The 11,912-nt window shown below is 69.5% G+C and carries 12 protein-coding genes; 1 reads left to right on the top strand and 11 read right to left on the bottom strand.

The features are described 5' to 3' along the window. Positions 1–39: 39 nt before the first annotated feature. From HLA95_RS16080 to HLA95_RS16030, 11 genes are all read right to left on the bottom strand, one after another. A complete protein-coding gene (locus HLA95_RS16080; protein WP_191059303.1) occupies positions 40–1,062 on the bottom strand; it encodes an ABC transporter permease in 1,023 nt (340 codons plus the stop codon). Between the two features lie 15 nt (positions 1,063–1,077). Continuing rightward, a complete protein-coding gene (locus HLA95_RS16075; RefSeq protein ID WP_222183838.1) occupies positions 1,078–2,583 on the bottom strand; it encodes a sugar ABC transporter ATP-binding protein in 1,506 nt (501 codons plus the stop codon). Positions 2,584–2,675: 92 nt separating this feature from the next. Continuing rightward, positions 2,676–3,620, bottom strand: a complete 945-nt coding sequence (locus HLA95_RS16070) for a sugar ABC transporter substrate-binding protein (protein WP_322100141.1) — start codon at positions 3,618–3,620, stop codon at positions 2,676–2,678. Positions 3,621–3,866: 246 nt separating this feature from the next. Continuing rightward, positions 3,867–4,946: a VanZ family protein gene (locus HLA95_RS16065; RefSeq protein ID WP_223861478.1), complete on the bottom strand. Its 1,080-nt coding sequence runs from the start codon at positions 4,944–4,946 to the stop codon at positions 3,867–3,869. A gap of 68 nt (positions 4,947–5,014) precedes the next feature. Next, positions 5,015–6,229, bottom strand: a complete 1,215-nt coding sequence (locus HLA95_RS16060; protein ID WP_191059300.1) for an NADP-dependent isocitrate dehydrogenase — start codon at positions 6,227–6,229, stop codon at positions 5,015–5,017. A gap of 76 nt (positions 6,230–6,305) precedes the next feature. Then, entirely contained in the window at positions 6,306–6,983 is a 678-nt protein-coding gene (gene dnaQ / locus HLA95_RS16055) for a DNA polymerase III subunit epsilon (RefSeq protein WP_191059299.1), read from the bottom strand. Beyond that, positions 6,976–7,635 carry a dephospho-CoA kinase gene (gene coaE / locus HLA95_RS16050; protein ID WP_191059298.1) on the bottom strand — a complete coding sequence of 220 codons (660 nt, stop codon included), beginning with the start codon at positions 7,633–7,635 and terminating at the stop codon, positions 6,976–6,978. The genes dnaQ and coaE overlap by 8 nt, the downstream gene beginning before the upstream one ends. Positions 7,636–7,645: 10 nt before the next feature. Continuing rightward, on the bottom strand, positions 7,646–8,260 hold the full coding sequence (locus tag HLA95_RS16045; protein WP_222183836.1) for a Maf family protein: 615 nt from the start codon (positions 8,258–8,260) through the stop codon (positions 7,646–7,648). Between the two features lie 72 nt (positions 8,261–8,332). Next, positions 8,333–9,688 carry an ATP-binding protein gene (locus tag HLA95_RS16040; protein ID WP_223861792.1) on the bottom strand — a complete coding sequence of 452 codons (1,356 nt, stop codon included), beginning with the start codon at positions 9,686–9,688 and terminating at the stop codon, positions 8,333–8,335. Continuing rightward, positions 9,679–10,374 carry a response regulator gene (locus tag HLA95_RS16035; protein WP_222183834.1) on the bottom strand — a complete coding sequence of 232 codons (696 nt, stop codon included), beginning with the start codon at positions 10,372–10,374 and terminating at the stop codon, positions 9,679–9,681. Before HLA95_RS16035 ends, HLA95_RS16040 begins: the two co-directional genes overlap by 10 nt. A 12-nt stretch (positions 10,375–10,386) precedes the next feature. Next, a complete protein-coding gene (locus tag HLA95_RS16030; RefSeq protein ID WP_222183832.1) occupies positions 10,387–10,869 on the bottom strand; it encodes a MarR family winged helix-turn-helix transcriptional regulator in 483 nt (160 codons plus the stop codon). Between the two features lie 160 nt (positions 10,870–11,029). On the opposite strand from HLA95_RS16030, the gene HLA95_RS16025 reads away from it, so the two are divergent. After that, positions 11,030–11,905 carry a branched-chain amino acid aminotransferase gene (locus HLA95_RS16025; protein ID WP_191062543.1) on the top strand — a complete coding sequence of 292 codons (876 nt, stop codon included), beginning with the start codon at positions 11,030–11,032 and terminating at the stop codon, positions 11,903–11,905. The last annotated feature ends 7 nt before the right edge of the window (positions 11,906–11,912 follow it).

Here is an 11,912-nt window from a genome sequence, read left to right as displayed (position 1 = left end):
TTCAGGCCGGGCCCGGCAAGCCGGGCGTGACGCCGCTGCTCAGGCCGCGCGGTTGCGCAGGCGCTGGGCGTAGACGTTGATGACCAGCGCCAGGAGCAGGATCAGGCCGCGGATCAGCACCTTCAGGAAGCTGTCGATGTCGATATGGTCCAGGCCGTTGTTGAGCACGCCCAGGACCAAAAGGCCCAATATGGTGTTGGGGATGCCGCCCTGGCCGCCGAACAGGCTGGTGCCGCCCACCACCACCGCGGCGATCGAATCCAGCAGGTAGTCGTCGAACTCGTTCTGCTGGGCACTGCCGTAATAGGCCACGCCCAGCATGCCGGCCACGCCGCAGCACATCGCCGAGATGATCATCACCGCGGCGATCACCAGCTTGACGTTGACGCCGGAGAACTCGGCCGCCTCGCGGTTGCCGCCCACCATGTACACGTAGCGCCCGAAGCGCGTGTAGGTGAGCACCAGGTGGCCGATCAGCAGGAACAGGCAGGCCACCACCACGATGGACGGGAACGGCCCGATCATGCCCGAGCCCAGGAAGCGCACCGGGTCGGGGATGGCATAGGCGATCTGGCCGCGCACCAGCATGGCGGAGATGCCCGCACCGATCTGCATCATGGCGAGCGTCATGATGAAGGACGGGATGCCGATGATCGTGACGCCCACAGCGTTCACCGTGCCGAGCGCGAACGCGGCCAGCAGCGCGAACAGGATCGCGACCGCACCCGGCATCGGCACGTTCGCGATGTTCACATACGTTTCCTGGAGCGTGAAATAGGCGACCACGATGCCGACCGCGTTCGCGATGCTCGCCACCGACAAATCGATCTCGGCGGTCAGGATCACGAAGGTCAGGCCGGTCGCGATGATCGCGGTGATCGAGACCTGGCGCATGATGTTGCCGAGATTGTCCACCGTCGCGAACGACGGCGCCATCAGGCTGAACACCAGGACCAGGAACAGGAGGGTGACCAGCGGGGCCAAGTTGGTCAGCCGGCCGGCTACCCAGCGGCCCAAGCCGCCGCCCTCACGCCCTGCCGCACTCGCCACATCAGCATTCATGGGATCCGACTTCCTTCAGGCGGCCGCGAGCAGCTGGTCCTTGCTGACGCCGCGGTCCGCGAATTCCTGCGCGATCTGGCCCTTGCGCATCACCAGGATCCGGTCGGCCATGGTCAGCACCGTCTCGGGCTCGGCCGAGGCCACCACCACCGCCACACCCTTCTCCTTCAGGCCCTTGACGATCTTCACGACGTCGTCCTTGGCGCCGACATCCATGCCCTTGGTGGGCTCCGACAGGACCAGGAGGCGCGGCAGGTGGGTCAGCCAGCGGGCCAGCGCCACCTTCTGCTGGTTGCCGCCCGACAGCTTGCGCACCTCGGGCTCGACCAGGAACGGCCGGATCCGGAGCGCGTCGACATGGCCCTGCGCGATCTTCCGCTCCTCGGCGGGTTTGAGCAGGAGGCGGGAGATCCGCTCCAGGATGCTGATCGAGATGTTCTTGTAGACCGGCTCGTGGGCGAACAGCATGGCGCGCCGGCTCTCGGGCACGAGCGCGATCCCGGCCTTCTTGGCGTCCGCGGTGCTGCGCAGGCGGATCTCCTGGCCGTCCATGCTAACCGTGCCGCCATGCAGCCGTGACTTGCCCATCAGGGCCCGGGCGAGCTCGGTCTGGCCGGAGCCCATGAAGCCGTACAGGCCCACCACCTCGCCGGCCTTCACGTCGAAGCTCACATCCGCGAAGCTCCGCGGGCGGGTCAGGCCCTTGGCCGAGAACACCACCGGGGCGTCCTTCGGGCTCTCCAGCCAAATCTCGCCCAGCATCGCGTCGGCCAGCTCATGGTGGCCGGCGCCGATCATCTGCTCGATCACCCAGGCCTTGTCGACCGAGGCGGCATCGACCGTGGCGACCTTGCGGCTGTTGCGGAACACGGTGACCCGGTCCGAGACTTCCAGGATGTCCTCCAGGAAGTGCGAGATGAACACGAAGGTGGTGCCCTTGGCCTTGAGCCGGCCCAGCACCTCGAACAGGTGCTTCACCTCCGGCGGGGACAGGGCCGAGGTCGGCTCGTCCAGGATGACGATGCGGGCCCCAGAGAACAGGACCCGGCCGATCTCGATGAGCTGCTGCATGCCGATCGGCAGGGTGCCGGTCTCGCGGGTGGGATCGATGTCGATGCCCAGGAGCTGCAGGTGCTCTCTAGCTTCGCGCTTCATCCGGCCCCAGGAGACGACGCCCAGCCCGTTGGTCGGCTGCACGCCCAGGAAGACGTTCTCGGCCACGGAGAGCTGCGGGACGATCGAGAGCTCCTGGTGGACCATGCCGATGCCGGCGGCCAGCGCGTCGCGGGCCGAGCGGAAGTGCACGGGCTGGCCGTCGATGCGCATCTCGCCGTCATAGCCGTGATGGACGCCGGCGATGATCTTCATGAGCGTCGACTTGCCGGCGCCGTTCTCGCCGACCAAGCCATGGACCTCACCGCGCCGCAGGTGGAAATCGATCCCGGTCAATGCCGTGACACCGCCGAAGCGCTTGCCGATCCCGACCATTTCCAGGATCGGGGTGCCATTGCCTACGTTCATCGACCGACCCGACCCTGCCGCATCTTCCATTCCGCTGTTCGACGGCGCGGCCGAAGCCGGCCGCGCCGTCCCGTTTCACCAGACCAGGCCGATCAGATCAGGAAATGCCGCTGCATCCAGAGCATGCCTTCAGCATTGTCCTTGGTCACCACCGGGCCATCGGTGACGACGTGCTTGGGGATGCCCTCGCCGCTCTTCTCGCCGGCCACCACCGCGGCCACGCCAGCCATGATCGCCCCGCCATGGATGCGGCTGGACGGGTTGCGCACGGTAGCGTGCATCCTTCCGTCCAGGACCGCTTCCACCGCCGGCGGCATGGCGTCGACGCCGCCCACCAGGATGTTGTCGCGGCCGCGCGCCTTCATGACGTTCTGGGCGGCCAGCGCCATGTCGTCATTGTGGAAGAAGGCGGCGTCGATCTGGGAATGCTTGGTGAGCAGGCTGTCCCAGATCCGGGTGGCCTTGGTCACGTCCCAGTCGGCGGGCTGCTCGTCCAGCACCTCGATCTCCGGGAACTTCTCGACCACCGACTTGAAGCCGCGGGCTCGGCCCTGGGCACCGGTATGGCCGAGTGCCCCCTGGGTCATCACGATCTTGCCCTTGCCGCCGATCGCGTTGACCAGGGCCTGGGTCACCGAGGCGCCCATGAACTCGTTGTCCGGGGCCAGGAAGCTGTGGACGTCGATCTGCTCGAGCGGGGCGATCAGCGTATCCATGTCGATCACCGGCGTGCCGGCGTCGATCATCCGCTTGACCGGGTCGGTCAGCGTGCCGATGCCGAAGGCCTGGATCGCCACGAAGTCCCACTGCTGGGAGGCCATGTTGTCGATGGCGGCGCGCTGCTTGGGCGCGGAGAGCTCACCGTCGAACCAGGTGACCTCGACGTTGAACAGCTTGCCCCAGTATTCCGCGGCCTGCTTGCCCTGGGCACACCAGGTCGCCTGGAGGCCGGCATTGGAGAAGGCAGCCTTCAAGGGCTTCTCTGAGCGGCCCATCTCCTGGGCGAGCGCTGCACCCATCATCGGGCTCATGCCCATGCCGCCCAGCAGGGCGGCAGCGGCCGCGCTGGAGCCGGTCACCTTGTTGATGAACGAGCGACGAGTTTCCGGCGTCACGCCGAACTTCCGGGTCATCGGTTCCAACCTCCCTGAAGGCGGCCTTCGCGGTCCGCTCTGCCGCCGATTCTTGAGCGAGCCGGAACTGCTTGGCAAGCGGTCCCCGCGGCAAGCCGGGGCAAAAGTCATACTTAAGCCGCATCGTCCGCGAAAGCGGGTACCGTGGCTTCAGCCGGCCCGCCCGGCCGCCGCTGCCAGGGCACGCCGGCGCCCCCAGGCGTCGAGAGCCGTGCGCAGGAAGAAGATCAGCAGCCAGCCGCAGAAGGCGCCGGCCGTGTTGGTGATCACGTCGTCCACCGAGGGGACCCGGCGCGGCACGGTGAGCTGGATGAACTCGATGCTGCCGCTGATGGCGAGCCCGGTCGCCAGCACGGAGAACAGGGTGGCGCCCGGCCAGATCGCCGCGACCATGCCGAGCGGGATGAAGCCCACCACGTTCCGCCAGGCGTCACGGGTCCAGATGTCCTGGAACGGGACGAGGCGCGGCTCGCGGTCGAGGAAGAAGATGCGGTGCGGGCGGGACAGCGCACCGGGCGCCAGCAGGTCGTGGGACTGCTCGCCCACCCTCACCTCGGCATGAGTGATCTCGCCCAGGAAGAAGCGGCGCAGGTTGATGTCGCTGCCGAGTGCCAGCTTGTAGCTGGTGATCCAGCGCCTTCGGGGATCGTCCGGGTAGCGGTGGCGGATCACCGTCCGGCCGTCCACCTGCACGGTGAGATCCGGGCCCACCAGCGCCAGGTCCAGGCGCAATGGACGGCCCTCCTGGAACACGCCACGGGCGCGCAGCGGCGGATAGCCGTCGAGGCTGGTGCCCTTGGCGCGCAGATGCACCAGCAGCACGTCGTCGTCGCGGTCGATCGAGAGCAGGCGGCCGTTCCAGCCCAGCGTGATGGCGAACAGGCGGCCGAGGAAGCGCGGATGCGGCGGGCCAGGGAGGACGTCCAGCCGTACCCGCAAGGGTGCTCCCTGCTTCACGTCCACGAGCCAGGGGGGCGGAGCGTAGCTGCGCAGCACGCCGGGCTTGTCGAACCGCGCCTGGCCGTCTGTGCCGATCTCGACCTGGTTCAGCACCTGGCGCGGCAGCCGCCATTCGAGCGGCCAGAACACGGCGAAGAAATAGCTGACCAGCACCACGACCAGGGCCGCGATGCGCACCGGTGGCGTGAGGACCGCGCTGATCTCCTCGTGGCGGAGGAAGCGGCGGAGCAGGCGGCGCGGCCGGTGCGCATCGAGCTGCGCACGCACCATGCGCAAGGGGCGCCGCCAAGCGGCGCCCCTGCGACCGTTACGGCCGGGATCGTTCAGGCCAGAACCGCTCAGGAGAGCGCCTTGGCCAGCCCCTTGTCGAGGGCGTCGAGGAAGCCGGTGGTGGTGAGCCAGGGCTGGTCGGGGCCGATCAGCACCGCCAGGTCCTTGGTCATCTGGCCGTTCTCGACCGTGTCGATGCAGACCTTCTCCAGCGTCTGGGCGAACTGCTCGACGTCCGGCGTGCCGTCGATCCGGGCGCGGTAGGTGAGGCCGCGGGTCCAGGCGAAGATCGAGGCGATCGGGTTGGTCGAGGTCTGCTTGCCCTTCTGGTGCTCGCGATAATGGCGGGTCACCGTGCCGTGCGCCGCCTCGGCCTCGACCGTGCCGCCATCCGGGGTCATCAGCACCGAGGTCATCAGGCCCAGCGAGCCGAAGCCCTGCGCCACCGTGTCGGACTGCACGTCGCCGTCATAGTTCTTGCAGGCCCAGACATAGCCGCCCGACCACTTCAGCGCCGAGGCCACCATGTCGTCGATCAGCCGGTGCTCGTAGACCGTGCCCGCCGCCTTGAACTTGTCGGCGAACTCGGCGTCGAACACTTCCTGGAACAGGTCCTTGAACCGGCCGTCATAGGCCTTGAGGATCGTGTTCTTGGTGGAGAGGTAGAGCGGCCACTTTCGCTGCAGCGCATAGTTCATGGACGCGCGGGCGAACTCGCGGATGGATTCGTCCAGGTTGTACATGGCCATCGCCACGCCCGAGCCGCCGAAGTCATAGACCTCGTGCTGGATCGGGGCCGAGCCGTCCTCGGGCTGGAAGGTGATGGTGAGCTTGCCCTTGCCCGGCACCTTGAAGTCGGTGGCGCGGTACTGGTCGCCGAACGCATGGCGGCCGATCACGATCGGCTGGGTCCAGCCCGGCACCAGGCGCGGCACGTTCTGGCAGATGATCGGCTCGCGGAAGATCGTGCCGCCCAGGATGTTGCGGATCGTGCCGTTCGGCGACTTCCACATCTTCTTGAGCTTGAACTCCTCCACCCTGGCCTCGTCCGGGGTGATGGTCGCGCACTTCACGCCGACATTGTGCTTCTTGATCGCCTCGGCGGCCTCGACCGTCACCCGGTCGTCCGTGGCGTCGCGATGCTCGATGCCGAGGTCGTAGTAGAGGAGGTCCACGTCCAGGTAGGGCAGGATCAGCTTGTCCTTGATCATCTGCCAGATGATCCGGGTCATCTCGTCGCCGTCGAGCTCGACGATCGGGTTCTTGACCTTGATCTTCGCCATGCGTCACTCCTCTATCGCCGCAGGTCCGGCGTTCCACGCGCGTCGCGGGCCTTCTAGTCGCCCGGGGCGGCAGGGCTCAAGCCGCGTTCCACAGGGCGTCCTTGATCTTGCCGACAAAGGCGGCGTGCGCGGCGAGTTCCTCAGGGGTGGCTTCATGCGGCCGGGCCGGGCGGAACGGCCGCTCGGCGGGCCCCGCCGCAGCCAGGCCCGAACGGGCGTCCATCGCAAAGCCGAGTGCTGCCTGCCGGCCACCCAACAGGTGGACATAGACCTCGGCCAGCAGCTCGCAGTCGAGCAGTGCCCCGTGGAACACGCGCCCGGAATTGTCCACCGAGAAGCGCCGGCACAGGGCATCCAGGCTGGCGGGTGCCCCTGGGAACTTGCGCTGGGCCAGCATCAGCGTGTCGACCGCCCGGTCGAACGGCAGTTCCGGCCGGCGCGCGCGGAACAGCTCGGCGTTCAGGAAGCGCATGTCGAACGGCGCGTTGTGGATGATCAGCGGGTCGTCGCCGATGAAGGCCAGAAACTCGTCGACCATCTCCTTGAAGCGCGGCTGGCCCACCAGCTTGTCCGCGGTGATGCCGTGGATGCGCGCGGCCTCCTCCGGCACGTCGCGCTGCGGGTCGATCAGCGTGTAGAACGTCTTGCCGGTTGGGACCTGGTGGACCAGCTCCAGGCAGGCGATCTCCAGGATCCGGTGGCCGTCGCGCGGGTTCAGCCCGGTGGTCTCGGTATCGAGCACGATCTCACGCATGTCGGGTCCTCTCGCTCAGCCGGGCGTTCATCGCATAGCGCCCGGGCCAGACACCATCGCCCCGATGGCACAGCCCGCCGAGAAAGCCCGCCAGGCGGCGCTGCACCTCGCCCCGATCAAAGCCCGACGGGATGAACAGGTCGGCCCGCCGGCGTTTTTGCGCGGTCGGGACCTGCTGGGCGCGGATCCGGGCCAGGCGCTCGCGGGTCATGCCCGGCCGGCGGAGCGCCCGCTGCTCCTGAATTGCGTCGGAGCAGCTCACCACCACCACGCGGTCGACCCGCCGCTCACCGCCCGTCTCGAACAGGAGCGGGATGTCCAGCACCACGACCGGCGTGGCGTTGCGGGCGGCCCGGGTGAGAAAGCGCTGCTCCTCGGCCCGGACCAGCGGATGGACGATCCCCTCCAGGCGGCGCAGTGCTGCCGGATCGCCGAACACCTGCCGCCCGAGGGCGGCGCGGTCGATCCCGCCATCGGCGGCGACCACCGTCGGGAACGCGGCCAGGACCGGTGCCACCGCGGCGCCATGGGCGCGGAACAGGAGATGCACCGCCAGGTCCGCGTCGAACACCGGCACGCCGAAGGCGCGGAACAGCCTGGCGACATGGCTCTTGCCGGTCGCGATCGACCCGGTGAGGCCTACCAGGATCATGGGGGCAAAATCACGCCGCCAGCACCCCCTGGTCGCGCAGCGCCTGGAGGAGCGGCAGGAGCGGCAGGCCCTGGACCGTGAAATGGTCGCCTTTGACCCTGGCGAACAACTGGGCGCCCAGGCCTTCCAGATGGTAGGCGCCCACCGAATGGAGCACCGCCTCGCCGGCCTCTGCCAGATAGGCGTCGATGAAGCCGTCCGAAAGCGGCCGCATCCACAGCTCGGCCGGCTCGACATGATGCCAGATCCGGCTGCCGGAGCGGAACAGCACCGCGGCGCTCCACAGGCGATGGCGCTTGCCGCGCAGCTCCTGGAGCTGGCGGCGGGCGGCACCCGGCTCCTCCGGCTTGTCCAGCCAGCGCCCGTCCACCTCCAGCATCTGGTCGGCGCCCAGCACCAGCACGTCGCCGGCATGGCGGGCGGCCACGCGCTGCGCCTTGATCTCCGCCAGCGCCACGGCGGCGTCCTCGACCGCGACCCCTTCCGCGGCCAGGGCCGCCTTCACCTCGGCCTCGTCGACCGGCACCGATTCCACGGCGAACGCCAGCCCGGCCGCCTCGAGCAGGCGGGACCTGGCCCGGCTCTGCGAAGCCAGGATCAGCGGGGGAGCGTCGGGAAGCTGCATCGCGCACTCGCGGGCCGAAATTCGCCTGCGGATGTAGAGGGCAGCGGCCGGAGGGACAAGCCGGCCCGCGGTTCAGCGCGGCAGGCGCAGGCTGACCCGCAGGCCGCCCAGCGGCGAGTTGTCCATCTCGATGTCGCCGCCATGGGCCAGCGCCACGTCGCGGGCGATGGTGAGCCCCAGCCCCACCCCGCCGGTGGCGCGGCGCCGGGACGGGTCCAGCCGGTTGAAGGGCTGGAACGCCTGGTCGCGCTGCTCGGCCGGGATGCCCGGCCCGTCATCGTCGACATGGACGGTGACGTAGTGAACGCCCAGTTGCAGGCTGAGGCCCACCCGCTGGCCATGGCGCACGGCGTTGTCGACCAGGTTGGCGAGGCAGGAGCGGATCGCCACCGGGCGCAGCGGCAGGCGGGTTTCCGGCCCCGGCTGGAGCTCGACGAAGGCCCCGGCGCGTCTCGCCCGCTCGGCCATCTCCGCCAGCACCGCCTGGAGGTCGACCAACTCCGGCACCTCGCGGCCCTCGCCGCGGGCGAAGCTCAGATAGGCGTCGATCAGGCGCTGCATCTCCTCGACGTCGCTCATCAGGTCGGCCACGCCCGGCTGGTGCCTGGGCATCATCGCCAGCTCCAGCTTCATCCGGGTGAGCGGGGTGCGCAGGTCGTGGCTGACCGCCGCCAGCATGTCGGTGCGCTGGTGCATGAAGCGCAGGATGCGCTGGCGCATCAGGTTGAAGGCGTGGCCGGCCCGGCGGATCTCGGTGGCGCCCTCCAGGCGGAAGTCGCCGATGTCGCGGCCCTTGCCGAAACTGTCGGCGGCCTCGGCCAGGCGACGGATCGGCCGGACCTGACGGCTCAGGAAGTAGATGGCGATCACCACCAGCACCAGCGACACGCCGACCATCCAGAGCATGAACAGGGTGGTGGTGGTGCTGGTGAGGCGCTTGCGCTCGCCCAGGACGCGCAGGATGCCGCCATCGGTCGCGACCCACACGGCGACCCGGTCGTCCTGGCCGATGCGCAGGTCGAGGCGGAACGGCCGCTTGACCTTCTCGTTGAACACCTCGCGGATGGTCGCGGGCACGTCGCGCTCGTCGATGCCGGCCAGTGTCGCCGCCTCGACGAGATCGGTGTCCGGCTGGAAGGACAGGGCCAGCCCGGTCCGCTTCCTTGCCAGCTCCAGCAGCGCTGCCCGCTCAGGGGGCGGGGTCTGCTCGATCAGGTCGGCGATCAGCGCGGTCTCGCCGGCCAGGCCCAGCGCCAGCCAGCGGGTGACGGTGTCCCAGTGGCGCGCGTAGAAGACATAGGCGACCACGAGCTGCAGGATGATCAGCGGCAGGAGCACGATCAGCAGCGAGCGGCCGAACAGCGAGCGCGGCATGACCCCGCGGGCGGGCGGGCGTCCGGCCGGGCGGGGTGCCGCGGTCACGACCACCGGTCGGTCCCGGTCTTGAGCATGTAGCCCTCGCCGCGCACGGTCACGAGCAGGCGCGGCGCCTTGGGGTCCAGCTCGATCTTGCGGCGCAGGCGGGTGACCGCCACGTCCACCGCCCGGTCGGTCCCGTCCAGCCCGACCCCGGTCGCGATCTCGAAGCGGGTGAGCGGGCGGTCGGCCCGCGCGACCAGGAAGTCGATCAGCGCGGTCTCGCCTTCGGTCAGGCGCACCGGGCCGTCCTCATCGAACAGCTCGCGGGCAACCGGGTCGTAGCGCAGACGGCCGACCGGCAGCGGCTCACTGGCCGGGGGGCGACTGCGGCGCAGGATGGTGGCGATCCGAAGCGCCAGCTCGCGCGGCTCGAAGGGCTTCGCCAGATAGTCCTCCGCCCCCGCTTCCAGCCCGGCGATCCGGTCGTCGGGCTCGCCGCGGGCGGTGAGCAGCAGCACGGGCAGGTCGCGGTGGCGGCGCAGCTCGGCGGTGAAGCCGACCCCGTCGCCGTCGGGCAGCATCACGTCCAGCACGATCAGGTCGAACATCACCGTCTCGAGCGCGTGGCGCGCCTCGGCGAGATCCTGGGCGACCGAGACGCGGTAGCCCTCGCCCATCAGGAAGCGCTGAAGGAGCTGGCGCAGGCGGGGGTCGTCGTCCACCACCAGCAGATGCCGTTCGCCGGCCTCGGTCATCGGCGGCCCCGCCTAGCCTGCCAGCGCCCGGCCGGCGCTGCGCCCGGCCGGCTCCGGGTCGAGCAGGACGGCCAGCACCCGGCGAAAGCCGCCCACCGCCTCGGGTCCCGCCGCACGGAAGGCGCGGCGCAGCCGGCGGCGGCGCTGCTGGTCGAGCTCCGCCAGGGTCGTCTCCCCGGCCTCGGTGACCCGCGCCGGGCGCTGGCGGCGGTCCTCGGCGCGCTGCTCCAGCACCACCAGCCCGCGCGCCTCCAGCTCGGCCAGCACCCGGGACAGGGTCTGCTTGCTGGCGGCGATCTGGCGGCGCAGCTCGGCCATGGTCACGCCCGGCCGGCGGGCCACCAGGCGCAGCACCAGGTCATGGGTGGCGCCCAGGCCGTGCCCGGCGAGCGGATCGGCCACGTCGGCCGCCACCAGGCGCTGCGCCCGCTCGATCATCAGGATCGCCTCGTCCAGGTCCTCGTCCCGGAGGAACAGGGGGTTGCCGCTGCTCATCTGCCCTTGCGTCTTTTTTGGGGTGGCCTGCCCGCGTCAACCCGGTAGCACGTACCCGGTTGCGTTGACATCCCGGGACCTCCGATGATAGCGCGCCCCGACGATCGCCGGAGCATGACGCCCGCCGATGCACGCCTGATGACACCGAGGTTCGCCCACCATGGCAGCGCTGATTCCCTACCACGACCGCGACGGCTGGATCTGGTACGACGGCGAGATGGTACCGTGGCGCGATGCCAGGCTGCACGTGCTGACCCATGGCCTGCACTATGCCAGCTCGGTGTTCGAGGGCGAGCGCGCCTATGCCGGCCGGGTGTTCAAGCTGCGCGAGCACAGCCAGCGGCTGATCGACAGCGGCCGCGTGCTGGGCTTCGAGATCCCCTGGACGGTCGAGCAGATCGACGAGGCGACCAACGCCACGATCGCCAAGAACGGCCTGTCGGACTGCTATGTCCGGCCGATCGCCTGGCGCGGCAGCGAGATGATGGGCGTGGCCGCGCAAGCGTCCAAGATCCACTTGGCGATCGCGGTCTGGGAGTGGGGCGCCTATTATTCCGACCTGCGCCTGACCCGCGCGGTCTATGACCGCCCGGCGCCGAACACCGCCCCGGTCCATGCCAAGGCCGCCGGGCTCTACATGATCTGCACGATCTGCAAGCACGCCGCCGAGGCCAAGGGTTTTGGCGACGCGCTGATGCTCGACTATCGCGGCTATGTCGCCGAGACCACCGGCGCCAACATCTTCCTGGTGATGGACGGCAAGCTGCACACGCCGATCGCCGACTGCATCCTGAACGGCATCACAAGGCGCACGGTGATCGAGCTGGCCAAGGCGCGCGGCATCGAGGTGATCGAGCGGCACATCCGGCCGGAAGAGCTGCCGAACGCCCAGGAGATCTTCGTGACCGGCACGGCTGCCGAGATCACCCCGGTCCGCGCGATCGACGAGCTGACCTACGAGGTGGGTCCCCTCACCCGCCAGCTCCTGGAGGACTTCCACGCGGCGACCCGCGGCCACGCGAAGGCGGCCGCCTGAGCGCCGC

The sequence above is a fragment of the Geminicoccus harenae genome, assembly GCF_019800005.1.
Taxonomy (GTDB): Bacteria; Pseudomonadota; Alphaproteobacteria; order Geminicoccales; family Geminicoccaceae; genus Geminicoccus; species Geminicoccus harenae.
Note: the sequence above shows the minus strand (reverse complement) of the source record. Positions and strands in the feature narration are given on the sequence as shown.

Excerpts from the sequence above, each read along its gene's own strand:
- HLA95_RS16080 (WP_191059303.1), bottom strand. The coding sequence starts at position 1,062 with ATGAATGCTGATGTGGCGAGTGCGGCAGGGCGTGAGGGCGGCGGCTTG.
- HLA95_RS16075 (WP_222183838.1), bottom strand. The coding sequence starts at position 2,583 with ATGAACGTAGGCAATGGCACCCCGATCCTGGAAATGGTCGGGATCGGC.
- HLA95_RS16070 (WP_322100141.1), bottom strand. The coding sequence starts at position 3,620 with ATGGGCATGAGCCCGATGATGGGTGCAGCGCTCGCCCAGGAGATGGGC.
- HLA95_RS16065 (WP_223861478.1), bottom strand. The coding sequence starts at position 4,946 with ATGGTGCGTGCGCAGCTCGATGCGCACCGGCCGCGCCGCCTGCTCCGC.
- HLA95_RS16060 (WP_191059300.1), bottom strand. The coding sequence starts at position 6,229 with ATGGCGAAGATCAAGGTCAAGAACCCGATCGTCGAGCTCGACGGCGAC.
- dnaQ (WP_191059299.1), bottom strand. The coding sequence starts at position 6,983 with ATGCGTGAGATCGTGCTCGATACCGAGACCACCGGGCTGAACCCGCGC.
- coaE (WP_191059298.1), bottom strand. The coding sequence starts at position 7,635 with ATGATCCTGGTAGGCCTCACCGGGTCGATCGCGACCGGCAAGAGCCAT.
- HLA95_RS16045 (WP_222183836.1), bottom strand. The coding sequence starts at position 8,260 with ATGCAGCTTCCCGACGCTCCCCCGCTGATCCTGGCTTCGCAGAGCCGG.
- HLA95_RS16035 (WP_222183834.1), bottom strand. The coding sequence starts at position 10,374 with ATGACCGAGGCCGGCGAACGGCATCTGCTGGTGGTGGACGACGACCCC.
- HLA95_RS16030 (WP_222183832.1), bottom strand. The coding sequence starts at position 10,869 with ATGAGCAGCGGCAACCCCCTGTTCCTCCGGGACGAGGACCTGGACGAG.
- HLA95_RS16025 (WP_191062543.1), top strand. The coding sequence starts at position 11,030 with ATGGCAGCGCTGATTCCCTACCACGACCGCGACGGCTGGATCTGGTAC.